24 protein-coding genes and 2 tRNA genes are annotated in these 25,739 nt (G+C 69.9%); 14 read left to right on the top strand and 12 right to left on the bottom strand.

Features of this window, described 5'->3' with window-relative positions:
- The first annotated feature begins 61 nt into the window (after positions 1-61).
- The 4 genes from IFU30_RS16790 (at position 62) to IFU30_RS16775 (ending at position 3,238) form a co-directional block, all read left to right on the top strand.
- Complete coding sequence (locus IFU30_RS16790) at positions 62-1,309, top strand: LCP family protein (RefSeq protein WP_079706469.1); 1,248 nt, start codon at positions 62-64, stop codon at positions 1,307-1,309.
- A 96-nt stretch (positions 1,310-1,405) separates the two neighbouring features.
- Positions 1,406-1,490 (top strand) — tRNA-Ser (locus IFU30_RS16785).
- A 167-nt stretch (positions 1,491-1,657) separates the two neighbouring features.
- Positions 1,658-2,998, top strand: coding sequence for an LCP family protein (locus tag IFU30_RS16780; protein WP_192006229.1), 1,341 nt, complete (start codon positions 1,658-1,660; stop codon positions 2,996-2,998).
- Positions 2,999-3,149: 151 nt separating this feature from the next.
- Positions 3,150-3,238 (top strand) — tRNA-Ser (locus IFU30_RS16775).
- A 199-nt stretch (positions 3,239-3,437) separates the two neighbouring features.
- Here IFU30_RS16775 and IFU30_RS16770 read toward each other — a convergent pair.
- Positions 3,438-4,121, bottom strand: a complete 684-nt coding sequence (locus IFU30_RS16770) for a hypothetical protein (protein ID WP_192006227.1) — start codon at positions 4,119-4,121, stop codon at positions 3,438-3,440.
- A gap of 208 nt (positions 4,122-4,329) precedes the next feature.
- Positions 4,330-4,578, bottom strand: coding sequence for a DUF2795 domain-containing protein (locus tag IFU30_RS16765; RefSeq protein ID WP_139382499.1), 249 nt, complete (start codon positions 4,576-4,578; stop codon positions 4,330-4,332).
- A gap of 102 nt (positions 4,579-4,680) precedes the next feature.
- Between IFU30_RS16765 and IFU30_RS16760 the strand changes: the two genes are divergently transcribed.
- The 3 genes from IFU30_RS16760 (at position 4,681) to IFU30_RS16750 (ending at position 7,507) form a co-directional block, all read left to right on the top strand.
- Positions 4,681-5,583 (top strand): hypothetical protein, encoded by a 903-nt coding sequence (locus tag IFU30_RS16760; RefSeq protein ID WP_192006225.1) that lies wholly within the window; start codon positions 4,681-4,683, stop codon positions 5,581-5,583.
- 180 nt (positions 5,584-5,763) lie between these two features.
- Entirely contained in the window at positions 5,764-6,657 is an 894-nt protein-coding gene (locus tag IFU30_RS16755) for a putative RNA methyltransferase (protein ID WP_192006223.1), read from the top strand.
- Between the two features lie 106 nt (positions 6,658-6,763).
- Complete coding sequence (locus IFU30_RS16750; protein WP_192006221.1) at positions 6,764-7,507, top strand: RNase H family protein; 744 nt, start codon at positions 6,764-6,766, stop codon at positions 7,505-7,507.
- A 132-nt stretch (positions 7,508-7,639) separates the two neighbouring features.
- Here IFU30_RS16750 and IFU30_RS16745 read toward each other — a convergent pair whose 3' ends face one another.
- Both IFU30_RS16745 and IFU30_RS16740 read right to left on the bottom strand, forming a co-directional pair.
- Entirely contained in the window at positions 7,640-8,350 is a 711-nt protein-coding gene (locus IFU30_RS16745) for an endonuclease/exonuclease/phosphatase family protein (RefSeq protein WP_079706474.1), read from the bottom strand.
- A 102-nt stretch (positions 8,351-8,452) separates the two neighbouring features.
- Positions 8,453-10,690, bottom strand: coding sequence for a UvrD-helicase domain-containing protein (locus IFU30_RS16740; protein WP_192006219.1), 2,238 nt, complete (start codon positions 10,688-10,690; stop codon positions 8,453-8,455).
- Between the two features lie 180 nt (positions 10,691-10,870).
- Here IFU30_RS16740 and IFU30_RS16735 point away from each other — a divergent pair, with 180 nt between their 5' ends.
- Complete coding sequence (locus IFU30_RS16735; protein WP_159876053.1) at positions 10,871-11,383, top strand: DUF4190 domain-containing protein; 513 nt, start codon at positions 10,871-10,873, stop codon at positions 11,381-11,383.
- A gap of 26 nt (positions 11,384-11,409) precedes the next feature.
- On the opposite strand, the gene IFU30_RS16730 is transcribed toward IFU30_RS16735, so the two are convergent.
- Positions 11,410-12,300, bottom strand: a complete 891-nt coding sequence (locus IFU30_RS16730; protein WP_192006217.1) for a metal-dependent hydrolase — start codon at positions 12,298-12,300, stop codon at positions 11,410-11,412.
- Between the two features lie 126 nt (positions 12,301-12,426).
- Here IFU30_RS16730 and IFU30_RS16725 point away from each other — a divergent pair, with 126 nt between their 5' ends.
- A complete protein-coding gene (locus IFU30_RS16725) occupies positions 12,427-12,801 on the top strand; it encodes a hypothetical protein (RefSeq protein ID WP_124767560.1) in 375 nt (124 codons plus the stop codon).
- A gap of 94 nt (positions 12,802-12,895) precedes the next feature.
- Here IFU30_RS16725 and IFU30_RS16720 read toward each other — a convergent pair whose 3' ends face one another.
- The 7 genes from IFU30_RS16720 to IFU30_RS16690 form a co-directional block, all read right to left on the bottom strand.
- Positions 12,896-13,924, bottom strand: coding sequence for a YdcF family protein (locus IFU30_RS16720; RefSeq protein WP_192006215.1), 1,029 nt, complete (start codon positions 13,922-13,924; stop codon positions 12,896-12,898).
- A 73-nt stretch (positions 13,925-13,997) separates the two neighbouring features.
- Positions 13,998-15,578, bottom strand: coding sequence for a cation:proton antiporter (locus IFU30_RS16715; RefSeq protein ID WP_192006214.1), 1,581 nt, complete (start codon positions 15,576-15,578; stop codon positions 13,998-14,000).
- A gap of 145 nt (positions 15,579-15,723) precedes the next feature.
- Entirely contained in the window at positions 15,724-15,894 is a 171-nt protein-coding gene (locus IFU30_RS16710) for a hypothetical protein (protein ID WP_159876045.1), read from the bottom strand.
- Between the two features lie 571 nt (positions 15,895-16,465).
- Positions 16,466-17,305, bottom strand: a complete 840-nt coding sequence (locus IFU30_RS16705; RefSeq protein ID WP_192006212.1) for a class II fructose-bisphosphate aldolase — start codon at positions 17,303-17,305, stop codon at positions 16,466-16,468.
- Positions 17,302-18,252 (bottom strand): 1-phosphofructokinase family hexose kinase, encoded by a 951-nt coding sequence (locus IFU30_RS16700; RefSeq protein ID WP_192006210.1) that lies wholly within the window; start codon positions 18,250-18,252, stop codon positions 17,302-17,304. Before IFU30_RS16700 ends, IFU30_RS16705 begins: the two co-directional genes overlap by 4 nt.
- A complete protein-coding gene (locus IFU30_RS16695; RefSeq protein ID WP_192006208.1) occupies positions 18,249-19,127 on the bottom strand; it encodes an ROK family protein in 879 nt (292 codons plus the stop codon). The genes IFU30_RS16700 and IFU30_RS16695 overlap by 4 nt, the downstream gene beginning before the upstream one ends.
- The gene (locus IFU30_RS16690) at positions 19,124-20,008 is read right to left on the bottom strand and encodes an SIS domain-containing protein (RefSeq protein ID WP_192006206.1); all 885 of its coding nucleotides are present in this window, start codon (positions 20,006-20,008) and stop codon (positions 19,124-19,126) included. Before IFU30_RS16690 ends, IFU30_RS16695 begins: the two co-directional genes overlap by 4 nt.
- A 175-nt stretch (positions 20,009-20,183) precedes the next feature.
- Here IFU30_RS16690 and IFU30_RS16685 point away from each other — a divergent pair, with 175 nt between their 5' ends.
- The 5 genes from IFU30_RS16685 to IFU30_RS16665 all read left to right on the top strand — a co-directional run bounded on the left by IFU30_RS16685 (position 20,184) and on the right by IFU30_RS16665 (position 25,727).
- The gene (locus IFU30_RS16685) at positions 20,184-20,972 is read left to right on the top strand and encodes a DeoR/GlpR family DNA-binding transcription regulator (protein ID WP_079706484.1); all 789 of its coding nucleotides are present in this window, start codon (positions 20,184-20,186) and stop codon (positions 20,970-20,972) included.
- Positions 20,973-21,273: 301 nt separating this feature from the next.
- Positions 21,274-22,506, top strand: coding sequence for a Gfo/Idh/MocA family protein (locus tag IFU30_RS16680; RefSeq protein WP_124767554.1), 1,233 nt, complete (start codon positions 21,274-21,276; stop codon positions 22,504-22,506).
- A 23-nt stretch (positions 22,507-22,529) separates the two neighbouring features.
- Complete coding sequence (locus IFU30_RS16675; protein WP_249404844.1) at positions 22,530-23,864, top strand: ABC transporter substrate-binding protein; 1,335 nt, start codon at positions 22,530-22,532, stop codon at positions 23,862-23,864.
- The gene (locus IFU30_RS16670; protein WP_236555274.1) at positions 23,861-24,805 is read left to right on the top strand and encodes a carbohydrate ABC transporter permease; all 945 of its coding nucleotides are present in this window, start codon (positions 23,861-23,863) and stop codon (positions 24,803-24,805) included. The genes IFU30_RS16675 and IFU30_RS16670 overlap by 4 nt, the downstream gene beginning before the upstream one ends.
- Positions 24,798-25,727: a carbohydrate ABC transporter permease gene (locus IFU30_RS16665; protein ID WP_079706486.1), complete on the top strand. Its 930-nt coding sequence runs from the start codon at positions 24,798-24,800 to the stop codon at positions 25,725-25,727. The genes IFU30_RS16670 and IFU30_RS16665 overlap by 8 nt, the downstream gene beginning before the upstream one ends.
- The last annotated feature ends 12 nt before the right edge of the window (positions 25,728-25,739 follow it).

Below are 25,739 nucleotides of genomic sequence, written 5' to 3'. Positions count from 1 at the left end.
TCGCCGCAGCCCGGTCTCCTGGGTTCCGGCCACCCCTGTTCCTGAGACGAGAGCGAGATCCATGACCCGCAACGCCGACGCGTCCAAACCGCGCGCCGCCGTCCGTCACGGCAGACTCCGCAAGTCGAACCCGTTCGTCACCGTCGCGAAGATCGTCGCCGCGACGGCCGCCGTCGTCGGCGTGAGTGGCATCGCGGTCGCCGGTGTGGCCGCGCTCGACCTCGCCAACAGCGTCAAGCCCGTCGCCCACCTCGACAACGAGACGCCGGGTGCGCCGCCGCCCAACATCGGCGCGATCGAGGGCGGCGTCAACCTGCTCCTCGTCGGCAGCGACTCGGGCGACGGCAACCAGGCGTACGGCGAACGAGACGAGAATCTCAACGACGTCACGATCCTCATGCACATCTCGGCAGACCACTCGAGCGCGACCGTGGTGAGCTTCCCACGCGACATGTACGTGCAGATCGGCGACTGCGCCGACGGCGGCAATGGTCGCGACAAGATGAACACCGCCCTCATGTACGGCGGGGCCGACGGCGGGCTCGCCTGCGCGGTCTCCACGGTCGAGGGCATCACCGGCCTCTCCATCCCGTTCGCCGCGCAGATCGGCTTCGACGGCGTCATCTCGATGTCGAACGCGGTCGGCGGCGTGCCGGTGTGTGTCACCGAGCCCCTCAACGACGCCTGGAGCGGCATCAACCTCGACGTCGGCACCCACGACCTCTCGGGCGCGTCCGCCCTCGCCTTCCTCCGCTCACGTCACGGCGTCGGCGACGGCAGCGACCTCTCGCGGATCTCGAACCAGCAGGTCTTCCTCTCCTCGCTCGTCCGCACGCTGAAGAGCAGCGACACGCTCTCCGATCCGATCAAGCTCTACTCGATCGCCCGCGCCGCGCTGAAGAACGTGACCCTGTCGAGCAGCCTGAACAACATCGACACGATGGTGTCGATCGCCGCAGCGCTCAAGGACATCCCGCTCGACCGCGTCGCGTTCGTCCAGACGCCGACGGCCACGGTCGAGGGCGGAGTCGAGGCGACGTCCGATGCCGACGTCCTGTGGACGGCGCTGCAGAGCGACCAGGCCGTCGCCCTGTCCGCCACCGGCAAGTACGTCGTGACCGACCCGAACGCGCCGGTCACGCCAGACCCGGCGACCACCGACGCGGCTGCCGATCCCGCTGCCACGGCGGACCCGGCAGCGCCCGCGGACCCGTCCGCCGCCGGCCCGGTCGCCTTGCCCGACACGATCACGGGCCAGAACGCCGCGCAGAACACCTGCACGGCCGGTCGTCCGGAGGAAGACCAGTAGTCACCGCATGATCGGATGGGGCCGCTTCACCGCTGGCCCCATCCGATACACTCGATCCTGGTCGTCAGCTGCGTCATCGCGGGCGATCGACCATCAGGAGGGCTGTCCGAGCGGCCGATGGAGCCAGTCTTGAAAACTGGTGGGCAGAAATGTCTCGTGGGTTCGAATCCCACGCCCTCCGCACGTTCATCAGATGGCTGGTTGGGCCTGGCGGCGCAACGCTGGCGCGTTGCGGGGTTCGAATCCCACGCCCTCCGCACTGCTTTCACCGCCCCGAGAGACTCCCGCGCCTCGGAGCCCACGGTTCCGGGCTGTGCGCTTCACATGAACCCATGGTTGAATCGACGGATGCCCCCGCATTCGACCGACATCGACGAGCCCGCCGGCGACGCCGCGGCACGCCGAACGGCAGCTCGTGGGCCCCGCCCGAAGAAGCTCGCGACCATCGCCCGCCACGGACGACTCAAGCGGTCGAACCCGATCGCGACCGCCCTGAAGATCGTCGCCTCGACGCTCGCGGTCGCGCTGGTCAGCGGTGGCATCGTCGCCGGCATCGCCCTCTGGGACGTCGCCGCGACCGTGAAACCCGGCGTCGCGCTCGTCGACTCGCAGGGTGAGGCGGTCACCGATCTACCCGCGATCGGAGCGTATCCCGGTGGCGTCAACCTCCTGATCGTCGGCAGCGACTCGCGCGCCGGTCAGGATCCCGTCTTCGGTGATGCCGAAGAGGAGACAGGCAACCTCAACGACGTCACGATGCTCGTGCACATCTCCGAGGACCACAGCAACGCGACCGTCGTCAGCTTCCCGCGCGACATGTTCGTCCCGATCCCGTCCTGCCCCGACCCGTCCGGTGGCTCGTTCGACTCGATGAGCCGGCAGAAGATCAACACCTCGCTCAGCTACGGCGGGCTCGCCTGCACGGCGCTGACGGTGTCGCAGCTCACGGGGCTCGAGATCCCGTTCGCCGCAGAGGTCCAGTTCAGTGGCGTGATGGCGATGTCGACCGCGCTCGGCGGGGTGACGGTGTGCGTCGCCGACCCGATCGAGGACGAGTACACGAACACCTTCCTCTCGGCGGGCGAGCACACGCTCGAGGGGTACGAGGCACTGCAGTTCCTCCGCACCAGGCACGGTGTCGGCGACGGCAGCGACCTCAGTCGCATCAGCAACCAGCAGGTGTTCCTGTCGGCGATGATGCAGCAGGTCAAGAGCGCCGAGACACTGACCAATCCTGGAATCCTGTACTCCCTGGCCAAAGCGGCGGCGAAGAACATGCAGCTGTCCGACAGCCTGACGAGCCTCGACACGATGATCGCGATCGCCATGACGCTGCGTGAGGTCGACCTCGCGAACATCGCCTTCGTGCAGTACCCCAACGCCGCCGTGGAGGGTGGGGTCGAGCCGATCGACGATGCGGCGGCCGCGCTCTTCGAGGCGCTCGGCAACGATCAGCCCATCCAGCTCTCGGGCGCGACCGGCGCGGGCGCGGTGGCGAACCCGACCGACCCGACCGCGGTCGATCCCGCCGAGGGTGCGGATGCCGGTGGCGATCCTGCCGCGACGGCCCCGCCTGCCGATGCGACCGACCCCTCCGCCGGTGGTGCAGTGGTCCTCCCGTCGTCCGTGACGGGCCAGACCGCCGACCAGCGCACCTGCTCCCGCGGTCGCGCCCTCGACGACCAGTAGGCGTCCCGGTCCGTCAGCGGCCCGGTCCCAACCTGGTTCGGTCCCTGAGCTTGTCGAAGGGCGTCTCGGACCCGGGTTCGGACCCGGGGATTCGTCACCACGCCCATCACCGGTTATGCTGGTCGTCGTGCGTCCGCTTGCGAGCGCACATGGAGACGTCGCATAGTTCGGCCTAGTGCACCACCCTGCTAAGGTGGAGTCCCCGTAAGGGGACCGCGGGTTCAAATCCCGCCGTCTCCGCACTGGATCTCAGTTCGAAACCCTCGGTTCGCCGGGGGTTTCTGCGTTGCACGATGTCTGTCGGAATCGCCAGCGCGGTGCGCTGACGTCACCGCGCCCCGCACGCGTGAGCGCGCCCCTCCGGAGACCCGCGCCCGCGACTGTGACCCGCGCTCACGTCAGCGCACCGCGCTGGGGAATCCACCAGGTGGCGGTGAGCTCAGTCGCCGAAGTTCGTGTACGGTGCGCCGATGCTCTCGATGGGGCTGTCGGGATCCTGCGCGGAAATGAAGACGGAGTACGTGTGCTCGTTGCCTTGGTCGTCGGTACCGACCGGTGTCTCCGCCACCGAGATGCTGAAGTGACGTCCGCCGTTCGCACCAACCTGGTCGGGGTGCTCCGGATAGCGTTCGCGGACGGTACTGACCGATGCCCCGACCACCGTCCCCTCGATGGACCGGAAATCGACCTCGCCGAGGGCCGACGCCGTCACGGCGACCGACCAATCAGGGATGAACTCGCCGCCGTCGCCCTGGCGGTCGAAGATGCTGATACCCGCCCATTGATAGGTGGTGTTCGGGACTTTGCCCGTCGAGTTGTCCTCGACGACGGGTTCCTCTCCGAACAGGTTCGTGAGCTTGGTACGCGCCTCCTCCGACGGGTCGTCGTAGGCGAAGCTCTCCAGTGGCGTCCCGGTCGTATCGACGAGTTCGAGTGCCAACGGGCCGACGACGATGGCGACGACGTCCTCCGCAGGAGGGGCAGTCGGTTCCGGCGTGGCCGACATGGTCGGGGAGCCGACGGGCGTGCCGGTGGGTGCCGGTGCACTCGGCGCGCAGCCGGTGAGTGCGACTCCGAGCGCGATGACGATTCCGACAGCTGCGGACCATGTGCGTTTCCCCATCGGGCCAGTCTAGGAGCCCGAGCGCGAGCAGCAAGGACGTCACGCACCGTGCCGAGAGCCTGCCCGGCCGAGCCGCCACGCGGTGCGCTGACACCACCGCGCCCCACACGCGTGAGCGCGCCCCTCCGGAGACCCGCGCCCGCGTCTGTGACCCGCGCTCACGTCAGCGCACCGCGCTGGGGAGACCACCAGGTGTCGGACGGGGTGGTCAGGCGGAGCGACGGAGCTCGCCGTGGTGGCGGAGTTCGCGGAGGATGCTGAACGAGCCGGCGTAGTGCTCTTCGGTGAGCGTGTTGAGCGCGGCGAGCGTCCCGCGGTCGAGTCCGGAACGGACGGCGATCGACTGCAGTTCGCGGCGTGAGATCGGGAAGTCCACGGTCCTGAGGAGGGTCTTCAAGTCGGTGCAGGCCGCTGTTTCTGGCGGCTCCGCTGTGTCGGGGTAAGGTCTGGCATCCATGTCCACATTGTCGGTATCGACCCCCGAAAAGGCGACAGTCGGACTCCGTTCTGGCGCAAGAGGGCGCTAGCCTGACGTGAAATGATGCGAGGGAGCGGCACCGTGCCCGATGACCGCGACACCGGAACGCCGGCCCCGACTGGCCTCGCCTCCGCCGCCGTCGAGTTGCTGCGCGTCCCCCTCAGCGGCTTCGTGGCGGAGCGCAAACGCCTGGCCGTCGCAGCGCGCGACGACGGGGACGACGACCTGGCGACGGCGATCCTCGCGCTCCGCAAACCGTCGGTCGCCGCCTGGGCGCTCAACGTGTTGACGGCGCACCGCCCGGACCTGCTCAGCGAACTGGAACAACTCGGCTCCGCGCTCGGCGACGCTCAACGCTCCGGCGACGCCACAGCGCTCCGCACGCTCGGCACCGAACGTCGCTCGCTGATCGCGACGCTCGTCACCGCCACCGTCGAGGCCGCAGCAGCGGAGGGGGTGTCCCTCTCCGGAGCGGTGATCGAGACCGTCCGCCAGAGTCTGCAAGCGGCGAGTGCCGACGCCGACCTCGCCGCGCAGGTGTCGTCCGGGCGGCTGACCGACGCCCCGACCTCGAGCGGAGCGGGGTGGGGTGGTGTGGTCGGCGGTCCAGGATCCCCCAGTGGGCGCTCCACCGCCGACGGCTCCCTCGGGACGTGGGGCGACGGAGACGGCGACCATTCCGACGATGACGACGACCGACGCCGACGCCTTCGGGCCCGGCTGGAGGCGGCCGAGCGCGACGAGGAGGCAGCGTCCAGCGCGAGTGAGGAGGCGACCGCCTTCCTGGACGAGTCGGCGGTCCGGCGATCGGGACTGCAGCGTGACCGCGAGGACCTCGCACGGCGGCTCGAGGAGCTCGACGCGGACATCGCCGACGCCGATCGCGAGTGGGCCCGACGCCGACGAGAGGCTGACCGGGCGCAGCGTGCGAGCGACGCAGCACACGAGGACGTCGAGCGTCTGCGGAGCGCGCTCGAGGACTGAGTCACCGAGCCGATCGAGTCACCGCGGTGCCGAAGCCCGCCGCGACGGATCGCTGCTCGAACGTTCCGGCGCACGCACCATGCGGCACGCGCCTAGACTCACCGTGTGGGTGAAGTGCGACAACCGGAAGCATCGCGGCGGCGACGGACACAGCAGCTGGAAGCGGAGCGTTTCGAAGGCATGCCGATCCTCGCTGACGTCCCGCAGCACGATCGGCTGAGCCTCGTCGCCCCCGATCTCGCGTGCACGATCTGCACCGCGACCCTCGAGCTCGGCGACCGCGTGCTCCGCTGCCCCGCCGGTCACAGCTTCGACATCGCCCGGCAGGGGTACGCTTCGCTCGTCGTCGGCGGTCGGACGCCGAAGACCGGCGACACGCAGGAGATGGTCGCGGCCCGCGCAGCGTTCCTCGAGGCCGAGCACTACGAGCCGATCGCCGACCACGTCGCCACGACCCTGCCGCTCGCGCGCTTCCTCCCGGACGGCTCGGTCGACGACGACAGCGCCCCGCTCGTCGTGGACATCGCCGGCGGGACCGGCTACTACCTGGGCCGGATCCTCGACGCCCGGCCGGCCTGGCGCGGGTTCGGGTTCGACCTGTCGCCGCTCGCTGCACGTCGCGCCGCCCGCGCGCACGGACGAGCGGCAGCCGCCACGGCCGACGCCTGGGCACCCTTCCCGCTCCGGACCGCCTCGGTCGACCACCTGTTGAGCATCTTCGGCCCACGCAACGGTCCCGAGATGCGTCGGGTGCTCCGCCCGGACGGCCTGCTCACCGTCGTGACGCCGCAATCCGGTCACCTGGCAGAGCTGCGCGACCGGCTCGGCATGATCGGGATCGCCGAGCGCAAGGACGCCCGCCTCGACGCGCAGCTCGACGGGTTCGAGCTCCGCTCCCGCGACACGCTCGACTACGCCGTCGAACTCATGCCGGAGGAGGTGCGCGACGAGGTCCGCATGGGGCCGAGCGCCCACCACCTCGACGACGACGTCTTCGAACAGGCGATCGCCGACCTGCCCGGCTACACGACGGTCACGGTCGCCGTCACGCTCAGCGTCTTCGCGCCCGCCTGACGTCGCCCGCCCGACGCCGGGCCAGCCCGACAGCGGCACCACGGGACCGGCGTCGGGGCGTCGGTGGTGCGTCGATACGATGGAGGGCACTCATCGAAAGGCGCTCATGACGATCACCGCTGCCGCAGACGGCTCCGCCCTCGGCAACCCCGGACCCGCAGGCTGGGCCTGGTATGTCGACGACGATTGCTGGGCAGCCGGGGGATGGCCGCACGGCACGAACAACATGGGCGAGCTGCGCGCCGTCCTCGAGCTGTTCCGCGCCACCGAGCACCTCGACGAGGACCTGCACATCCTCTGCGACAGCAAGTACGTCATCGACTCGATCACGAAGTGGATGCCGGGCTGGAAGAAGAAGGGTTGGAAGAAGGGCGACGGCAAGCCCGTCATGAACCTCGAGCTCATGCAGGAGATCGACGCCGCCATCGCCGGGCGGCGCTACCGGTTCGAGTGGGTGAAGGGGCACGTCGGTCACCGACTCAACGAGGCCGCCGACATCCGGGCGCGGACGGCCGCCGAGGCGTTCCAGCGCAAGACGCCGGTGCCGGAGGGACCAGGGTGGACCGGCGCCGGAGCTGCGGTGACCCCGTCGATCCCCGAGGCTGATGCCGACGCTGAAGACGCTCCCGAGACGACCGAGCCGGAGCTGTTCGCCGACCTCGAGGTCGAGGAGGAACGCACCGCCCCCGTGTTCGACGCGGAGGACGACGGCGCGCTGTTCTCGCTCGACGTCGAACCGACGTGGCACCAGCTCACCCTCGACCTCACGTCCGACGAGCACGAGCGCCTGGTCCGTCGCGCCCGCGAGGCCGGGACGAGCGTCCAGGAGTTCCTCCGCGGCCTCATCTGACGTCGCTTCCGAGTTCACAACTCAGGACGAGCGCGGCGTTTCCCGCGTGACACGCCGCGGAAAGAGGGCGCCGCGCCGAGCGCATCCTGAATTACGAACCGGATGGGGCGCGCGCAGGGGCAGGCGACCGGGTCAGCGGGCGGCGGACTCCGGCGCGTCGTCGTCCTCGGGCACGGCGAACCCGTAGCTCGCGTCCACGAGGATCGGCAGGTGGTCCGAGATACCGCGGCGGAGCGTCTGCACCCGGTCGATCTTCAGGCCCACGGACGTCGCGAAGTCGAAGTGCCCACGGAACATCTTGTAGCGGGTGTAGGTGCTGCGGTCGCTGAGGCTCAGGTCATAGCCGCTCTCCTGCATCTTGGTGCCGAGGCCCTTCTGGAAGAGCGGGTAGTTGTAGTCGCCGACCATGAGCGTCGGGACGTCGCCCATCGCGTGCAGCTGCTCATGCGCGGCCTTGATCTGGTGCCGACGCAGTGAGTTGAGCGCGGTGAGCGGGGCCGCGTGGAACGAGGCGACGATGAGTTCGCGCCCGGCCTCGACATCGGTGAGGCGAGTGCCGATGAGCCGCTCGTGCGCCGGCGCGAGCACCATGTCGTGCAGCGACTTCTTCAGCGCGAACGTCTGCGTCGACTCGGCGGTGAACCGGTCGCGGCGGTAGTAGATCGCGAGGCCGAGCCGGTTGCGGTGGGTGCTGTCGGCGAGGTGCAGGCCGCCGAGCTCGGCGGGCAGCTGCAGGGTGTCGGCCTCCTGCAACGCGAGGACGTCCGGGCCGAACTCTTCGGTGAGTGCGACGAGCTCGCCGCTGGCCTTGTTCTTGCGGAGGTTGTAGCTGATGACCTTCATCCCAGCCTCACATTCTGTTGGCAGAGCCCAAGCCTACGGTCCTTCCCGTCGCCCGGTGCTCTGGAGGGGTCCGGACGACGGTGCGTCGCCGGTTGCCCACGATCAGCTCGACGAGTCGACGACCGTGAGCCGTTGGGTGGCACGGGTGAGCGCGACGTACCGGAGTGACAGGGCCGCGTGGCCCGTCCCGCCCAGCGCGTCGGGCTGCACGAGGACGACGCTGTCGAACTCGAGGCCCTTGCTCTCACGCGCGGTGCCGGTCCACACCCGCGCGCGATCGGCTCCGGCGTCGGCGAGGAGGGTGTCGATCTCCGCCAGGAGCGCGCGGGGTGCGATGACGCCCGCGATACCGGCGTGTGCGGTGATCGCGTCGACGGCGGCGCGGACCGCCGTCGGGGCCAGCGCGGCGGGTTCGACCGTGAGTTGCACGGGCTCCTCCTCGCCGCGTCGGATCGACACGGGCGCCGGGGAGTCCGGGTCGAGTTCGAGCCGGACGGGATCGGCGAGCGCCATGATCTGCTCGGGCGTCCGGTAGTTGACGGTGAGCAGCTCCTCGGTCCAGCGCGGGAGCTGGGGGCCGAGCAGCTCCTGCCAGCTGGAGCGGGTGGCGGAGGTGCTCTGCTGGTTGATGTCGCCGACGAGCGTCATCGAGCGGTTGGGACCGCGTCGCAGGACGGCCCGCAGCAGCATGGGGGTGAGCTCCTGCGCCTCGTCGATGATGACGTGCCCGTAGACCCAGGTACGGTCGCTCGCGGCGCGTTCCGCGGGGCTGCGGTCGTCCTCCACGGTCTGGCGGTCGGCGAGGTCCTGGGCGGAACGGAGGTAGTCGTCGTCCTGGGCCTCGTCGTCGATGCTGATGTCACCGATCATCTCGAGCACACTGCGCGCGTACTCGACGTCGTGCCGGCGCTCGTAGGCGGCGCGGCGCTGGCGTTCCAGCTCGGGACGCTGGTCCTCGCCGATGAGCTCGGCGGCCTCGTCGACGAGGGCGATGTCGCCGGGCGTGAGCCGGGCCGCCCAGTCGGTCTCACCTGCGCCGTCCGTTCCGGCGACGGGTTCGCGGAGCAGGAGGCGACGCTCCTCCTCGGTGTGGTCGGGCGCGACGCGAGTGAGCAGCTCTGGATCGGTGAAGAGGCGGTCGATGATCTCGGCCGGCTCGAGGATCGGCCACATCGTGTCGAGCAGCTCCTCGACCTCGGGCTCCTCGCTCAGCTCCTGTCGACGCTCGTCGGCGTCCTCGCCCGTGCGGGGCTCGAAGCCGTCGCGCTTCGCCTCGAGCCCGATGAGGTGCGTCAGCACGGCGCGGTCGAACCGCAGCTTCGCCTCGTTGTGCGGCGTGCCCGAGCGCTCGATGCCGGCCTTGATCCGGCGCAGGACGCCCGGCGTGACGCGGAGCGGGCCGTCACCGGCGATGCGGATCGTGACCGGCTCGTCGAGCGGCACCTGGCGCTCGCGGACGGCCCGGGCGACGACGTCGGCCATCCGCAGTCGACCCTTGAGTTCGGCGGCCTCGAGCGAGTCCTCCGCGTGTGCGTCGAGTCCGGGCACGAGGGTCGCGGGCGTGACGAGGACGACGGCGGTCTCGCCGAGCGACGGCAGCACGCGGCTGATGTAGTCGAGGAAGGTCGAGTTCGGTCCGACGATGAGCACGACACTGCGCATGAGCCGCTCGCGGTGCTCGTAGAGGAGGTAGGCGGCGCGGTGCAGCGCGACGGCGGTCTTCCCGGTGCCCGGACCGCCCTGGACGAGGAGCGTGCCGGGGAGCGGCGCGCGGATGATCGCATCCTGCTCGGCTTGGATGGTGTCGACGATGTCCGCCATGTGCTTGGTCCGGGCGCGACCGAGGGCCGCCAGCAGCGCACCGGACTCGCCGATGCCGCTCGGCTCGTCGTCGCTGAGCATGGTCGTGTCGAGGACCTCGTCGTGCACTTCCGTGACGCGGCGACCGGCCGTGCCGATGCGGCGGCGTAGGCGGAGGCCTTCGGGTCGGAGTGGCGTCGCAGTGTAGAACGGGCGCGAGGCCGGTGCGCGCCAGTCCAACAGGAGCTGGTCGCCGCTCTCCGGGTCGCGCAGGCCGATGCGCCCGATGTGGTGCCGTTCGTCGGTCTCGCGTTCGAGGAGGCCGAAGAGGAGTCCGTAGCTGGACGAACGCAGCTCGACCATCCGCTGGCGGTGGTGGGCGACCAGGGCGTCGCGTTCCGAGAAGCTCGAGTCGTCGTCGCCGTCGAAGGCGCGGAGGGCGAGTTCGGAGCGTCGTTCCTCGAGGTCCGACTGCGACCGGATCACGTCGTGCAGCCGATCGAGATGGTCCTGTTCCTCGGCGATCGCGTCGTTCTGCACGGTGCTCCTTCTGGGTGTGGCGCGGTCCGTGTTCCGGGTTCACTGCGAGGACCGCACGAATACGGTAGTCGCTTTCCGGGCCCCTCACCGCCCTTGAGCGTGAGCTCCCAGAGAGCTGGAGGCTGCCGTCGGGGCGAGGGGTCGGGCATCGAGCGCGGGCCGGTCGGTAGGCTGACGGGCATGAGCACACCGGACGGATCCAAGCCGCAGCCCTCTGCGCCGCAGCAGGCGTACTCGCAGCATTCGGTTCCGCCGCAGCCGTACCCGCAACAGCAGCTCCAGCCGCAGCAGTACGGGGTGCAGCCGTACGCCCAGCAGGCGCCCTACCCGCAGCAGCAGCCCTACCCGCCGCAGTACGGCATGCAGCCGTACGCGCAGCCGTATGCGCCCGTGTACCCCGCGCCGTACCCGTACCCGGCGTCGCCGCCGAAGGGGCTCAGCATCTCCAGCATGGTCATCGGCCTGGTGTCGCTGTTCTTCGGGTTCACCTTCGTGCTCCCGGTCGTCGGATTCGTCCTCGGCCTCATGGGGCTCCGCCGCGAGCCCGCCGGTCGCGCGATGGCCATCACGGGCGTCGTGCTCAACGGGCTGTTCCTGCTCGGCTGGGCGGCGCTCGTGCTGCTCTGGGTGTTCGTCATGGGTGGCCTGCTCGCCGGCGTCGGCAGCGCGGCCTCCACCGGCATCGCCGCCTAGTCGCCGGTCAACCGCCGAGCCGCCGGTCAGCCGGCCGGGACGACCGTGCTGACCATCGACAGCACCACGGCGCCGTCGACGTCTTCACGTTCCAGCCAGACGGCGATGTTCGAGAACTCGCCCAACGACGCCGCGTGGGTGCCGCCGCAGGCGATGACCGCGGGGCCGCCCGGCAGCTCGCAGTGCCAGCTGCGCCGATCGGTGAGCAGCTCACCCTCGCGATCGATCCGGACGGCGGCGCCGCTGTCCAACCAACCGTCGAGGGTGTTCCGGATGCGTGACCCGAGCGCGTCGAGGTCGTCGAGGGCGGCCGGGTCGAACCCCTTCCGTCGAAGCGACTTGCCGATGCGGTAACGGTCGGTCGACGCGTTCGGAGCGATCCGCGACGACTCGCAGGCGAGCGCGTCGAAATCCGGAGCCCCGAGGGCGTCGGGGACGACCTCCTTGCGCCAGGCGTCGGCGAGCGCGGCGTTCAGGGCGAGTGATGCGAGGTGGCAACCGGTGTGTCCGGCGGAGAGCGCGTGTCGGGTGGACGCGTCCACCTCGACGCGGGCCGTCTCGCCCTCGACGGCGCTCGGGGTCGCCTCGGCGGAGACCAGGTGGGCGACGAGGAAGGCCCACCCCTCGGTGCCCTTCTTCACGGGGATGTTGGCGCCGAGGTACAACTGAGTGCCGTCGGTCGCGGCGACGACGCAGTCCGTCACGGCGACCTCCACGGCACTCGTGCCCGCACCGAAGGTGATGGTCGCCGTGTCGGCGGGCTGGTCGGGCCACGCGGCGTCGACCGGGTGGCAGGCCGTCTCGTCGAGCACGACGGCGAGGTGGTCGCCGGCGGGTTCGACGTGCAGCACCGTGCCCGTCGAGACGAGGGCTCCGGAGGGATAGGTGACGCGCGTGTCCGTGACGGGGAGGCTCATGTCCCCACGCTATCGCGACCGGCTCGGGCGCCCGTCGGTGGCTGTCAACCCCGGGAGACCGTGGAGGATCACGACGTAGAGTCCGAGGACACGGAGCGCGACGCGTTCCGCGGAGAGGAGTGCATCATGACGGATCAGCAGGACCAGCGTTCAAGCGACGACCTCGCGACCGGTGCGGCCGGAGCGGACCAGGAAGCCTGGGAGGGTGCCGACATCGACACCGCAGAGCTCGTGAGCTCCGACCAGACGACCGCCGGACCGGGCTCGGACGGGTCGAGTCAGACCGTCGACGGCACCGGCTCGGAGGACGCGGCTCCCGACGAGGAGCAGGCGACCGAGGAGGCCGTCGAGACCCCGGAGCCCTCGACCGAACTCGACGCACCGCTGGCCGAGGGCGAGGGTGGCGACGCCGACGGCTCGGCCGACCACCAGCCCGACTCCGGTCCGGCCTCCGAGGCCACCGACGACGCCCGCGAGGTCTACGACACCGCACCCGACTGAGTCGGACACCACACGACCGACGGGCCGTCCTCCGATCCACTCGGACGACGGCCCGTCGCGCGTTGCGGTCGCCGTGTTCGAGTGAGACGGCGGCTCAGATCGGCAGGAGCGACCAGACCACGGCGAGGGCGATCAGGCCCGCGACGCCCGCGATCGCCAGCGCGTTCAGCTGACGGTGCTCGACCATGATGGCGACGTACTCGCGGAGGAACGCGCTCGGCACGTAGTAGGCCGCCGTCGGGGAGCCGATGACCTGTGCCTCGCTCCCGATCGAACGTGCGAGGAGCGCCGCGCGGAGGACGTGGTAGTTGTTCGTCACCACGATCGTCTCGCCGTCCCGCCCGGCCGACTGCTGCAGGTCCCGGGAGAGCAACAGGTTCTCGCGCGTGCTCGTGGACGCGGTCTCCGGGAGCACGTCCGTCGGGTCCGCGCCGTTCGCGACGAGGTACTCGGCCATGGCCGTCCCCTCCGGGCGCGGTTCGTCGTCGCCCTGGCCGCCGGACGGGATCAGGATCGGTCGCGTCGTCCCCGGTGCTGTCGCCCGGTAGATGCGGAGTGCCAGGTCCAGGCGACTGCGCAGTAACGGCGGGACCTCGCCGTGGATGAGGCCGGAACCGAGGACGACGAGGGCGTCGGGCGTCTGGGTGTGACGGTAGCGGCTGTAGACGAGTGAGTAGACGCCGAAGGCCGCGAAGGTCGCCGCCGCGTAGAAGCACGCGAACCCGAGCAGGAGACCCAGCGCGACGAGGACGATCGTCAGCCAGGAGGGCAGGGACTGCGGGTGCGCTCCGAGGACCAGCAGCACGGCCAGCACGGGCAGGACGAGGATCGCGACCCCGGCGAACAGCGAGAGCAGGTTGCCCAGGCTGCGTCCTTCGAGCCGGAGCATCGTGATGCCGTTGCCGATGAGGAGGACCCCGAGCACGCCCACCAGCAGGACCGTGCCGAACGCGGCGAGGAGCACGGTGAACGGCGTCGTGCGGGACGCCTCCGAGAGGAGCGCCACCAGCCCGCAGGCGATCGCGGAGACCAGAAAGACCCCGTTGCGCAGGCGGCGGGCGTCGCGGCGTCGGCTCGCGACGTAGAGCACCGCGAAGACGGCGGCCGGGAACAACATGATCATGCCCTCATCCTGCCCGACCGATCGTCCTGTACCGGTCGTTCGGATGGGGCATGCGGGCAGCGCGTCCGGGGTGCTATGACCGCGGCGGCTTCGGCGTCATCGCCTTGAGTGTCGCCTCCTCGGCGTCGATCGCCGCCAGGACCGCGGCGACCGCCGGTTCCTGGTAGCGACCCTCGGCGCGCGCCGAGAGGAGCGCCTCGCGTTCCGCCGCGATCATCTGGCGGCGGAGCCGGGCGAACGCGACCGTGCGGAGTTCGGAGCCGTCACCCGTGTACTGCTCGAGGGCGTTGGCCACGAAGCTCGCATTGGTCCGCAGACGGTTGAGCACCTGTTCCTCGTCCGCCTCGGTCGTCAGTTCGTCGAGGCGGTCCAGGCCGGCCGTCTGGACCTCCGCCATGAGCATCAGTTGTTCGACGCGCTCCTGGCTGTGGTTCGGCGGCGGGAGGTGCAGTGCGCGGATGATCCGGGGGAGCGCGAGCCCCGAGAGGAGCGTGCCGACCACGACGACGAACGCCAGGAACTGCAGGAACTCGCGCGACGGGGTGTCCTCGGGCAGCAGGAACACGGCCGCCAGGGTCACCACGCCGCGGACGCCGGCTGCGGAGACGGCTATCCCGTTGCCCCACGACCAGCTCCGCTCACGGAGCCGTCTCGGCCCGAGCCGGTAGATCGCCGTGACCGTCATCTCCCACACGAACCGCGAGACGATGAGCGCCGCGAGGACCCCGACGCTGATGAACACGGTCGGCCAGAGCCCCGGACCGGTCTGGATCGCCCCCTCGAGGATGCCGGCCAGGTTGAGCCCGATGAACAGGAAGACGGCGTTCTCGAGGAGGAACTGGATGGTGCGCCAGTTGAGCGACTCGGCGATGCGCGCCTCGGCCGACTGCACGATGGGCGCCCGATAGCCGAGCAGTAGCCCGGCGGTGACCACCGCGAGGACGCCCGAACCGTGGATCGCCTGCGCCAGGAGGAACGCGAGGAACGGGGTGATGAGGGAGAGGCAGGTGTCGAGGACTGGGGCGCGCAGGCGTCGGCGGACCTCGGACAGCACCCAGCCGACCGCGAGACCGACGCCGACACCGGCGACGACCTCGATGACGAACTCGCCGGCGATCATGACCGGGTTGACGACGCTCGTGATGGCGAGGATCGAGGCGTTGAGTGCCACGAGTGCGGTGGCGTCGTTGAGCAGGCTCTCGCCCTCGAGGATCGTCAGCACGCGGCGGGGGAGGCCGAGTCGTCCGGCGATCGCGCTCACGGCGACGGCGTCGGTCGGAGCGATGACCGCTGCGAACGCGAACGCCGCCGCGAGGGTGATCGACGGGATGAGGAGCCAACTGGCGAACCCGACCGACACGACGGTGAACGCGACCGCTCCCACCGAGAGCAGGATGATGCCGTCGTTACGGGCACGGATGTCGATGAGGGAGATCCGGATCGCCGACGCGAAGAGCAGCGGCGGCAACAGTCCGTAGAGGATCAGGTCGGGTTCGATCTCGACGGTCGGGACGGCGGGGATGAACGACGCGACGCCGCCGACGAGCACCAGGGCCACCGGGGCGGAGACGCCCGCTCGGCCGGACAGGCCGGAGACGATGACGGTGACGACGACGAACACGACGATCCACGAGATGAGCGCGACGGGATCCATGTGGGGATTCTCCCACCTGGGAGGCCGTGGTCGTCCGTACGATCGTCCGAACTCCGGAGCGGCCGGGATCGGCGCCGGTTCCGGACGCACGACGCCCCCGCATGGTCAAGCTGTGCGGGGGCGTCGGTTGGAACGGCGAGGGAGCTCAGCCGCGGCGGTTGGCCGTGCTGCTGGATCCGCGCTGCTCCGCTCCGGTCTCCCGGGTGCGGAGACCGAAGCGGTAGGTGAGCTTCTCGGTGGAGTGACCGCGGCCGTGGACGGCGGTGCCCGCGGAACGGTTGGAGGACGCTGGGGTCCGAGTCTGAGTGATGGACATGGTGGTTCTCGATTCTGGTGTTGCGGATGATGGATGGGCCGGTTCCAGAGGGGGAATGCGATGACGATCGGTGCTGGTCGCATGGATGGAGCGACGAGACCGTCCGGAGTGCAGCTGCGCCGAGATTCGGCTGCGCTGGTCGGCTGGGGCCGTCCGGTGGATCGTTCTTCGCCGTTCTGGATGACGGCTGGTGGTGTCGTGTCGGGAGCATCGGCGTATCCGTGGAGGTGTGGACTCTGCACACGGAAGCCGGTTGTGACATCGGCACTCGGGGAGCGAACGTACGCGACCAAGCTGAGAACGACCTGGGAACGCCAGACTTCAGTGCTTGCGCGGGTCGATGCCCGAGATTGGACCCGAGCATCGACCGGCGGTGTCGCAGAGCTTCGGGCCACCGCACCTAGGGGAGGGGTGGCCGTATCTCCCGCGCACCCGAAGGGATATCGGGCTCGGGAGGCCGGAGGGTGATCGCGGGGGACGATCGGTTACCGGTGGAGGCGCTGGAAGAACTCCAACACAATATATATTAACAGCTCAGCGTTGCGTGTTGCTGTGGGATTGCTGGGAGTGCTCAATCGGTCGCAAGGAGGCGCAGGATCCGAGCGGTCTCGGCCGCGATCGCGCTGCGACCGGCCCGGACGTAGGTGCGGGGGTCGACGAGCTTCGGCTGCTCGTCGAGGACGTCGCGCACCGCCCGGGTGAACAAGCCGTTGAGGTGCGTCGAGAGGTTGATCTTCGTCATCCCGGAACGGACCGCCGCGCGGAGCTCGTCGTCGGGGAGCCCGGAGGAGCCGTGCAGCACGAGCGGAACGGGCACCTCGCGGCGGAGCTGCGCGATCAGCGCGTGGTCGACGGCGGCCTCCCGGCTCGTCATCGCGTGCGAGGTGCCGACGGCCACGGCCAGGGCGTCGATGCCGGTCGCTGCGACGAACGCGACGGCCTCTGCCGGCACCGTGCGTGCGCCCGGAGCGTGGACGCCGTCCTTCCCGCCTACCTCGCCGAGCTCCGCTTCGACGGCCACGCCGCGCGCGTGGCAGAAGTCCACGATCTCCTTCGTCGCGCGGACGTTCTCGTCGTACGGCAGGGTCGAGGCGTCGAACATCACGCTGTCCACGCCGAGCTCGACGCCCTCACGAACGAGCTCGGCCGACTCCACGTGGTCGAGGTGGACGAGGACCGGGACCGTCGCTGCGCGGGCGATGGCCAGCGAGGCGAGCGTGATGGGGGCGAGCGACCCGTGGTACCGCACGCAGTTCTCGCTGATCTGCAGGATGACCGGCAGCCCGGCCTCCTCGGCGCCGGCGACGATCGCCTCCGCGTGTTCGAGGAGGACCACGTTGCACGCCGCGATGCCGGCGTTCGAGGCCGAGGCGTTGGCGAGGAGCGCGGTCAAGTCGAGGGCGGTGGTCATTCGGTTGCTCCAATGGGGTCGGGTGCGGCGGGTGCGTCGATGAATCGGTGGAAGGCGGCGAGGTCGATCGCGCCGGCGATCGGTTCGAGCACGGCCGCCGCGCCTGCGGCCGCCGCCGTGCGGAGTGCCTCGGGAAGTGTGGCTCCCGCGCGGAGTGCTGCGACCAGGCCGGCCGTGGCGGCATCGCCGGCGCCGGTCGGGTTGCCGCTGACGCCGGGGACGGCCGGGACCTCGTGGGCACCATCGGCGTCGCCGGCGGTGAGGCCGTCGGCCCCACGGGAGATGACGACCGCGCGGGCCCCGAGCGCGAGGAGTGCTGCGCGAGCGGATGCGAGGTCGGCCGCGCCAGTCGCCTCGAGGGCCTCGTCGAGGTTGGGTTTGAGGATCGTCGCACCGGCGCGGGCCGCGGCGAGGAGCGCCGTGCCGCTGACGTCGACGATCACCGGGACGCCGGCGTCGTGCCCGGTTCGGACGAGGGCTTCGACGACGGTGTCGGGCGTGGCCGGCGGGAGTGAGCCCGAGATGACGAGGGCGCTCGCGTCGCTGAGGGCGCGCCGGAGCTCGGTCGTCACGGTGGTCCACTCCTCGGTCGTCACGACCGGACCGGCCTCGGCGAAGAGGGTCGGATGGTGGATGCCGTCGACGACCGCGACCGTCGAGCGTGTCTCGGCGCGGAGCTCCACGACCCGGGTGGGGAGGTCGTCGGCCGCGAGGGCGTCCGCGAGCCAGGTGCCGGAGGCGCCACCGAGGGGGAGCACCTGCAGGGTCGGGACGCTGAGCGACTCGAGGACGCGAGCGACGTTCACGCCCTTCCCGCCGGCACGCCGCACGACGGAGTGGACGCGTTGCGTGACCCCGAGCTGCTGCTCGGCGACCGCGTAGGTGATGTCGACGGCGGGGTTCGGCGTCACGACCACGACGCGACGCTGTGCGGGGGCGGTCGTCATCGGGCTGCCACCAGTCGGCGAGCGAGGATCCCCGCACCGACCGTGGCCGCCTCGTCGCCGTGACGAGCGGGCAGGAGCTGCGGGACGCGGACCACGTCGAGCCGCTCGCGGAGTCCGTGCTCGAGTGGCTCGAAGAGGGCGGCTCCGGCGAGGGCGAGCCCACCGCCGATCACGATGGCGGTGGGTGCGACGACGACGGTGATGCCGGCGAGGGCCTCGGCGAGTGCATCGACGGCGTCGTTCCAGATGACGATGGCGGCGGCGTCACCGCTGGCGACGGCGTCGGCGACGGTCTTCGCGTCGCGGGCGCCCGCGCGTCGTGCGATGCCGCCCGCTGAAGCGAGTTCCTCGACCCGGAGCCCGCGATGCGGGCCGTCCTGGATCACGCGCTGGCCGATCTCGCCGGCCCAGCCGCCGCCGGCGAAGGGGATGCCGTCGATGACCAGCGCCGAGGCCAGACCGGTTCCGACCGGTACGAACGCGATCGTGCCCGTGACGTCGGCTGCAGCGCCCGAGACCGCCTCCGCCAGCGCCCCGGCGCGGACGTCCTGCCCGAAGGCGAGCGGCACCTCGAGCGCGGGACGGAGGAGCTCGGGGAAGGCGAGGTCGCGCCAACCGAGGTTGACCGCGTGGATGCAGACGCCGTGCTCCTCGTCGACGACGCCGGGCACGACCACCCCGACGGCCGCTGGGGCTGCGACGCGGCTCGCGGCGGCGACGAGTCCGAGGACGATGTCGCGAGTCAGGACACCCGAGGTGTCGCCCGAAGGCGTCGCCTCGCGCCAGCGCCCGAGGACCGTGCCGTCGGCATCCGTCAATGCGGCTTTGATCCCGGTCCCGCCGACGTCGATGCCGAGGACCGCCCGCTCGGTCACGGCGTCAGGATGACGGAGCGCGTGAGCGAACGGGGGTGGTCGGCGTCGAGGCCGCGGGCCTCAGCCAACGCGACCGCGAAGCGCTGGGCGACGACGAGCCCGGCGATGGGGTCGAGGTCGTGCTGCACGAAGGCCGCTCCAGTGGCCGCGACGTCCTCCGGCAGGCCGGCGGGCGTCGGACCGAGGGACCAGACGAGTCGGCCGGGCTGCGCGATCGCGATAGGACCGTGGCGGTAGTCCATGGCGGGGTAGGACTCCGCCCAGAACTGTGCCGCCTCCCGGGTCTTGAGCGCGGCCTCGAAGGTGAGGCCCACGGCGTGCCCGAGTCCGATGAAGGAGACCTGGTCGGCGGCGAGGTACTCGTCGATCGGGATCTGCAGCGCCCGCTCGGCTTCCACAGCGAGTGCCTCGACGTCGTGGCCGAGCGAGCCGCGGAGGAGCGCGAGCGTCGTCGTGGCGAAGCGGGTCTGGACCACGGAACGCTCGTCGGCGAAGGGGAGGGCGATGACGTGTGCCGCCGGAACGGTCGCGGGGGAGTCGTCGACCGCGGTGATGAGGACGGTGGTGACCGAGTCGCCCACCGCCTCCAGCAGGTGCACGATCTCCGTGGTCGTGCCGGAGCGTGAGATGGCGACGATACGGTCGTAGTCGCGGATGCCGGGGAACTCCGAGCCCGCGAACGCGTCCGTGATGCCGAGCCCCGCCTGTTCGCGCAGCACGGCGTAGCTCATCGCGATGAACCAGCTGGTGCCGCACCCGACCACCGCGACGCGCTCACCTGGCTGCGGCAGTACGGCGGCGGCCTCCGGCACGAGGGCGGCGGCGGTGCGCCAGGATTCGGGCTGCGACGCCAGTTCGGCGGCGACGAAGGTCTCGGGCATGACGTGCCTTTCACGTGAGGGGACGCGATCGCAGCGTGGCGATGCATTGCCGCAACCATACCGGATCGAATCTGATCGATACCAGTGCAAATCGTCAGAATCAATCAGACGGACGCTAGCTGGGCGCCCATATGATGGTCACAGTACGCCCGACCCGACCGGAAAAGCAGGACAGATGACGCAGCAACAGCGACTCAACGCCCTGCTCGAGCTCGTGAGCGAACGCGGCAACGTGACGATCGCCGAGATCGGCGAAGCGCTCGGCATCTCCGCGGCCACCGCCCGCCGCGACCTGACGGCGCTCGCCGAACAGCGACTCGTCACGCGGACCCACGGCGGTGCCGCCGCCCTCGGCACCGGCTACGAGCTGCCGCTGCAGTACAAGATCGCCCGCCAGGCCGACGCCAAGATGGCCATCGCGAAGGCCACGGCCGCCCTGATCAACGTCGGCGACGCCGTCGGACTCAACGGCGGCACCACCACGAGTGAGGTCGCGCGCGTGATCGGGCGGAGTGAGCACCTCGTCCGTTCGGACGGCGACGCTTCGGTCACGATCGTGACGAACGCGCTCAACATCGCCTTCGAACTGTCCGTGCGCTCGCACGTGAAGATCGTCGTGACGGGTGGCGTCGCACGACGCCAGTCCTATGAACTCGTGGGATCGCTCGTCGCTGGGGCGCTCGCCGAGATCGCCCTCGACGTCGCGATCCTGGGCGTCGACGGCCTGAGCGCGCAGTTCGGCGCCACCACCCTCCACGAGGGTGAGGCCTCGGTGAGTCAGGAGTTCGTCAAGGTCGCGAAGCGGGTCATCGTGGTCGCCGACAGCACCAAGATGACGAAGGCGACCTTCGCTCGCATCTGCCCGCTCGACCGCATCGACGTGCTCGTCACCGACCAGCCGGTGGATCCGACACTCGCCGACGCCCTGGCCGCGGCCGGCGTCGAGCTCATCATCGCCGCCTGAGTCCTCTCCTTCCGGTCGCTGAGCCGCCCCTTCCCGGTCACTGAGCGGCCCCTCCCGGTCACTGAGCCTGTCGAAGTGCCCCACCCTCCCGCTCGTTGAGCCCCCTCTCGGCCGCTGAGCCATCCCCTCCCGGTCACTGAGTCTGTCGAAGTGCGACTCCGCTCCCCATGTTTCCGCGCGGTAAAACCTCTCCACATCGGCCGCCCAGCACTTGCGTCGGCGCTGTGATCGCCTATTGTCATTTCATGATCGTTTTGGCATCATATGAATCAACTTCACGCAAGGAAGCGGATGTGATCGAGTGAGCACTGCACCAGCCACCACCCCAGAAGGCCTCCGGGTCGCCGTCATCGGCACCGGCCAGCGGGCCTACATCGCCGAACACGTCGCCACGAGCCCCACGTCCGCATCGGTCGTCGCGGCGGTCGACACCACCGAGATCGGTCGCGGTCGGGCACGGCAGCTGTTCGGCGACGACATCGAGGTGTTCGACTCCCACGAGGCGCTCATCGCGCAGGGCGGTGTCGACGCGGCGATCGTGACGACGCCCGACTGGACCCACAAGGAGATCGCGGTCGACCTGCTGCGCGCCGGCATCGCGGTCTACTTGGAGAAGCCGCTCGCGATCACGCTCGACGACGCCGACGCGGTCCTCCAGGCCGCCTACGAGTCGCGGACGCCGCTCTACGTCGGGCACAACTTCCGGCATGCGGCGGTCGTCCGGCTCATGCACGAGGTCATCGAGCGCGGCGAGATCGGCGCGGTCAAGTCCGTCTGGGTGCGCCACTTCGTCGGCAACGGCGGCGACTACTACTTCAAGGACTGGCACGCCGACCGCTCGCGCGTGAACACCCTGCTCCTGCAGAAGGCGAGCCACGACATCGACGTCGTCCACTTCCTCGCCGGCGCGTACACGCAGCGCGTCGTCGCGATGGGCGACCTCGCGGTCTACGGCGACATCGACGATCACGAGGACCGCAGCGGCCAGACCATGGCCGACTGGTTCTCGTACGACAACTGGCCGCCCGAGGCGCAGCGAGGCCTGAACCCCGTGGTCGACGTCGAAGACGTCTCGATGATGCTCATGACCCTCGAGCACGGGATCACCGCCAGCTACGAGCAGTGCCACTTCACCCCCGACTACTGGCGGAACTACACTGTCATCGGGACGCACGGCCGGCTCGAGAACATCGGCGACACCGCCGGTGGCACCGTCAAGGTCTGGAACCGTCGTCGCACCTGGAGCACCGAGGGCGACGTCGAGTACCCGATCGCGGGCGTCGAGGAGGGGCACGCCGACGCCGATCTCGACACGATGAACGAGTTCCTCGCCTTCGTCGCCGACGGCACCCCGACCACCTTGTCGCCGGTCGCCGCACGCCAGGCCGTCGCCGCCGGTGCCCTCGCCGCACACTCCCTCCGCAACGGTTCGATCCCGCTCGACGTCCCGCCACTCGACCCCGCACTCGTCGAGTACTTCTCCTCCCTCACCGCCCGCACCGCACCGCACTCCCTCGACGCCGCCGCCCGGTAGCGCACCTCGAAAGGACTCCAGTCATGCCTTCGCCGTTCATGAACCGCAACGCCGCACCCGGCGGTCGCAACCGACGCCGTGCCATCCTCAGCGGCATCGGCCTCCTCGCCGCCGCCGCGCTCACCGCCGGCTGCAGCACCGGGGGAGGGGGCGCCACCGGTGGCGAGTACGCCGCCGCCCCGAAGGACCTCAAGGCCGAGATCACCTACGGTGTCTGGGATCAGGCCCAGGTCGAGGCGATCGACGCCAACATCGAGGCCTTCAACAAGGTCTACCCCGACATCACCGTCAACGTGAACGTCACGCCCTGGGCCTCGTACTGGTCGAAGCTCCAGACGCAGGCCTCGAGCGACACCCTGCCCGACCTCTTCTGGTTGAACGGGCCGAACTTCCAGGTCTACGCGGCGAACGGCAAGATCGAGCCGATCACCGGCGCCGTGAAGGCGGGCGACATCGACCCGAAGAACTACCCCGAGGCCCTGAACGAGCTGTACTCGCTCGACGACACCCAGTACGGCGTGCCGAAGGACTTCGACACCGTCGGCGTCTGGGTCAACACGGCGCTCTTCGAGCAGGCCGGCGTCGCGCTGCCCGCCGACGACTGGACCTGGGACGACTTCGACACCGCCGCGCAGACGATCTCGACGAACCTCAAGGACCAGGGCGTCTACGGTGCCGCCGGCGGCATGGACGGACAAACCACCTACTACAACACGATCCTGCAGGCCGGCGGCGAGGTCATCAACGCCGACCAGACCGAGTCCGAGTACGACAGCCCCGAGGCCCAGGAAGGGCTCCAGTTCTGGACCGACCTCATCGCGAACGGCTCCTCGCCCAGCATGCAGCAGCTGACGGACACGCCGGCCGACCAGTGGTTCACCTCGGGCAAGGTCGCCATGTACTGGGGCGGCAGCTGGCTGCGACCCCTCGTCGGTGAGTCCGATGTCGCCGCCACCACGCAGGCCTTCCCGCTGCCCACCGGCAAGGAGCAGGCGACGGTCATCCACGGCGTCTCGAACGTCGTCGCGGCGGCGAGCAAAAACAAGCAGGCCGCTCAGGCACTGCAGGTGTTCCTGGCGAGCGAGGATGCCCAGCAGCAGCAGGGCGACCTCGGCGCCGTCATCCCCGCCTTCACCGGCACGCAGCAGTCCTTCGTCGACTCCTACCCGACGATGAACCTGCAGGTCTTCCTCGACGCCCTCGACTACGCCAAGCCGCTGCCGGTGTCGGAGAACACCGCCGCGTGGAACGCGCTCGAGGTCGAGCTCCTGCCCGACGCGTTCAGCGGCGACAAGCCCGTCGCCGATGTGGCGAAGGACATCGCCGAGCAGATGAACGCAGCGCTGGCCAAGAAGTGACCGGTCAGACCGTGCTGCGCACCCCGTCGGCGCCGCTCTCCTCACGGAGAGTGGCCCGGCGGGGTGCCGCCCGGGGCGAGGGTGCCTGGCCGTGGGTCTTCGTCCTCCCGCTCCTCACCGGCATCGGCGTCTTCTTCATCTGGCCGATGATCCAGACCGCCTACTACTCGTTCACCGAGTGGGGCGTCTTCGGCGGAACCACCTTCACGGGTGTCGAGAACTACGTCCGGTTGTTCGCCGACCCGCGGCTCTACGCCTCCCTCGGCAACACGCTGATCTACACGGCGGTGGTCCTCCTCGGCATTCCGATCGCCGTCTACCTCGCGAGCCTGTTGAACCTCCCCGGCCTGCGGTTCGCGAGTTTCTACCGGGTGCTGTTCTTCCTGCCGTACGTCGCGATGCCGACCGCCGTGGCCATCGTCTGGCGGATCATCTTCAACGGTGACTTCGGCATCCTCAACTACACGCTGTCGCTCGTCGGCATCGACGGCCCCTACTGGATCAGCACGCCGGGCACCGCGATGTTCGCCGTGGCGATCGTCGGCCTCTGGTCGTCGCTCGGCTTCTCGATGATCATCCTGGCGTCTGGACTCAAGAACATCGCACCGGAGCTCTACGAGGCGGCCGAGCTCGACGGCGCCACCCGGTGGCGGCAGTTCCGCTCGATCACGGTGCCGCTGCTCACTCCGAGCATCTTCTTCGTCACGATCATCACGGTCATCTCGAGCTTCCAGCTCTTCGACCTGCTGTACGCGATCCTCGGCAGCACCAACCCGGTGCTCCCGAAGAGCATGTCGCTCGTCTACTTCTTCTACGACCAGGGCTTCGTCCAGAACGACAAGGGGTACGCGGCGGCGATCGCGATCGTGATCTTCCTGATCATCGGACTCGTGACGCTCCTCCAGTTCCGGCTCCAGAAACGATGGGTGAACAATGACTGAGCAACTCACGGCCACAGCACCGCTCACCACCCGTGCCGTCACCGTTCCGGGTTCGGGTCGTCCGTCCGCTGCGTCCGCGCGACGCCGCGAGGCCGGTCGCCCCGGCCAGCGTCGCGGGTCGCACGTCGTCGCCCACATCGTGCTCGGCGTCGGTGGCCTCATCATGGCGTTCCCGTTCATCTGGCAGATCATCATGTCGCTGTCGACGAACGCGGAGGTGCAGAGCGTGGTCCCCACGTTCTGGCCGGCCGAACTGCAGTGGCAGAACTACGCCGCGGTGTTCGAGCGCCTCCCGTTCCTCGACCAGCTGCGCACGTCGATCGTCATCACCGTGATCAGGACGCTCGCGCAGATCGTCCTCTGCACGATGGCGGGGTACGCGTTCGCGCGGATGCGGTTCCGCGGGCGCGCGGTGCTGCTCGCCGTGACGCTGTCGATCCTCATGGTGCCGTCGCAGGCGTATCTCATCTCGCAGTACCAGATCGTGCAGGGCTTCGGCTGGCTGAACACCACGCTCGGCATCGTCGCACCCGGCCTGTTCAGCGCGTTCGGCACGTTCCTCATGCGGACGGCGTTCCTGAACCTGCCGACGGAGCTCGAGGAGGCGGCGCGGATCGACGGCGCCGGGCCCTTCCAGATCTTCTGGAAGATCATGCTGCCGCTCGCGAGGCCCAGCATCAGCGTCCTCGCGATCACGACCGTGCTCTGGTCGTGGAACGAACTGCTCTGGCCGCTCGTGGTCTCCACGTACGCGAACTCGATGCCGCTCGCCGCCGGTCTCGCGACGCTCTCGAGCGACAAGACGACGGACTACCCGGTGATGATGGCGGCGTCGATCCTCGCGATGGCACCGGTACTCATCCTGTTCATCGTGCTCCAGCGCCGGGTGATCGACGGGCTGGCGTTCTCCGGGCTGAAGTAGCCCCTCGACAAG

The sequence above is a fragment of the Plantibacter sp. CFBP 8798 genome (assembly GCF_014841195.1).
In the GTDB taxonomy this organism is placed as follows: Bacteria; Actinomycetota; Actinomycetes; order Actinomycetales; family Microbacteriaceae; genus Plantibacter; species Plantibacter auratus.
Note: the sequence above shows the minus strand (reverse complement) of the source record. Positions and strands in the feature narration are given on the sequence as shown.

Coding starts and splice junctions, on each gene's coding strand:
- IFU30_RS16665 (WP_079706486.1), top strand. CDS start 24,798: ATGACTGAGCAACTCACGGCCACAGCACCGCTCACCACCCGTGCCGTC.
- IFU30_RS16745 (WP_079706474.1), bottom strand. CDS start 8,350: ATGAAGGTCATCAGCTACAACCTCCGCAAGAACAAGGCCAGCGGCGAG.
- IFU30_RS16720 (WP_192006215.1), bottom strand. CDS start 13,924: ATGATCATGTTGTTCCCGGCCGCCGTCTTCGCGGTGCTCTACGTCGCG.
- IFU30_RS16790 (WP_079706469.1), top strand. CDS start 62: ATGACCCGCAACGCCGACGCGTCCAAACCGCGCGCCGCCGTCCGTCAC.
- IFU30_RS16765 (WP_139382499.1), bottom strand. CDS start 4,578: ATGGATGCCAGACCTTACCCCGACACAGCGGAGCCGCCAGAAACAGCG.
- IFU30_RS16685 (WP_079706484.1), top strand. CDS start 20,184: ATGACGCAGCAACAGCGACTCAACGCCCTGCTCGAGCTCGTGAGCGAA.
- IFU30_RS16780 (WP_192006229.1), top strand. CDS start 1,658: ATGCCCCCGCATTCGACCGACATCGACGAGCCCGCCGGCGACGCCGCG.
- IFU30_RS16755 (WP_192006223.1), top strand. CDS start 5,764: ATGCCGATCCTCGCTGACGTCCCGCAGCACGATCGGCTGAGCCTCGTC.
- IFU30_RS16770 (WP_192006227.1), bottom strand. CDS start 4,121: ATGGGGAAACGCACATGGTCCGCAGCTGTCGGAATCGTCATCGCGCTC.
- IFU30_RS16735 (WP_159876053.1), top strand. CDS start 10,871: ATGAGCACACCGGACGGATCCAAGCCGCAGCCCTCTGCGCCGCAGCAG.
- IFU30_RS16715 (WP_192006214.1), bottom strand. CDS start 15,578: ATGGATCCCGTCGCGCTCATCTCGTGGATCGTCGTGTTCGTCGTCGTC.
- IFU30_RS16710 (WP_159876045.1), bottom strand. CDS start 15,894: ATGTCCATCACTCAGACTCGGACCCCAGCGTCCTCCAACCGTTCCGCG.
- IFU30_RS16690 (WP_192006206.1), bottom strand. CDS start 20,008: ATGCCCGAGACCTTCGTCGCCGCCGAACTGGCGTCGCAGCCCGAATCC.
- IFU30_RS16725 (WP_124767560.1), top strand. CDS start 12,427: ATGACGGATCAGCAGGACCAGCGTTCAAGCGACGACCTCGCGACCGGT.
- IFU30_RS16700 (WP_192006210.1), bottom strand. CDS start 18,252: ATGACGACCGCCCCCGCACAGCGTCGCGTCGTGGTCGTGACGCCGAAC.
- IFU30_RS16730 (WP_192006217.1), bottom strand. CDS start 12,300: ATGAGCCTCCCCGTCACGGACACGCGCGTCACCTATCCCTCCGGAGCC.
- IFU30_RS16750 (WP_192006221.1), top strand. CDS start 6,764: ATGACGATCACCGCTGCCGCAGACGGCTCCGCCCTCGGCAACCCCGGA.
- IFU30_RS16675 (WP_249404844.1), top strand. CDS start 22,530: ATGCCTTCGCCGTTCATGAACCGCAACGCCGCACCCGGCGGTCGCAAC.
- IFU30_RS16705 (WP_192006212.1), bottom strand. CDS start 17,305: ATGACCACCGCCCTCGACTTGACCGCGCTCCTCGCCAACGCCTCGGCC.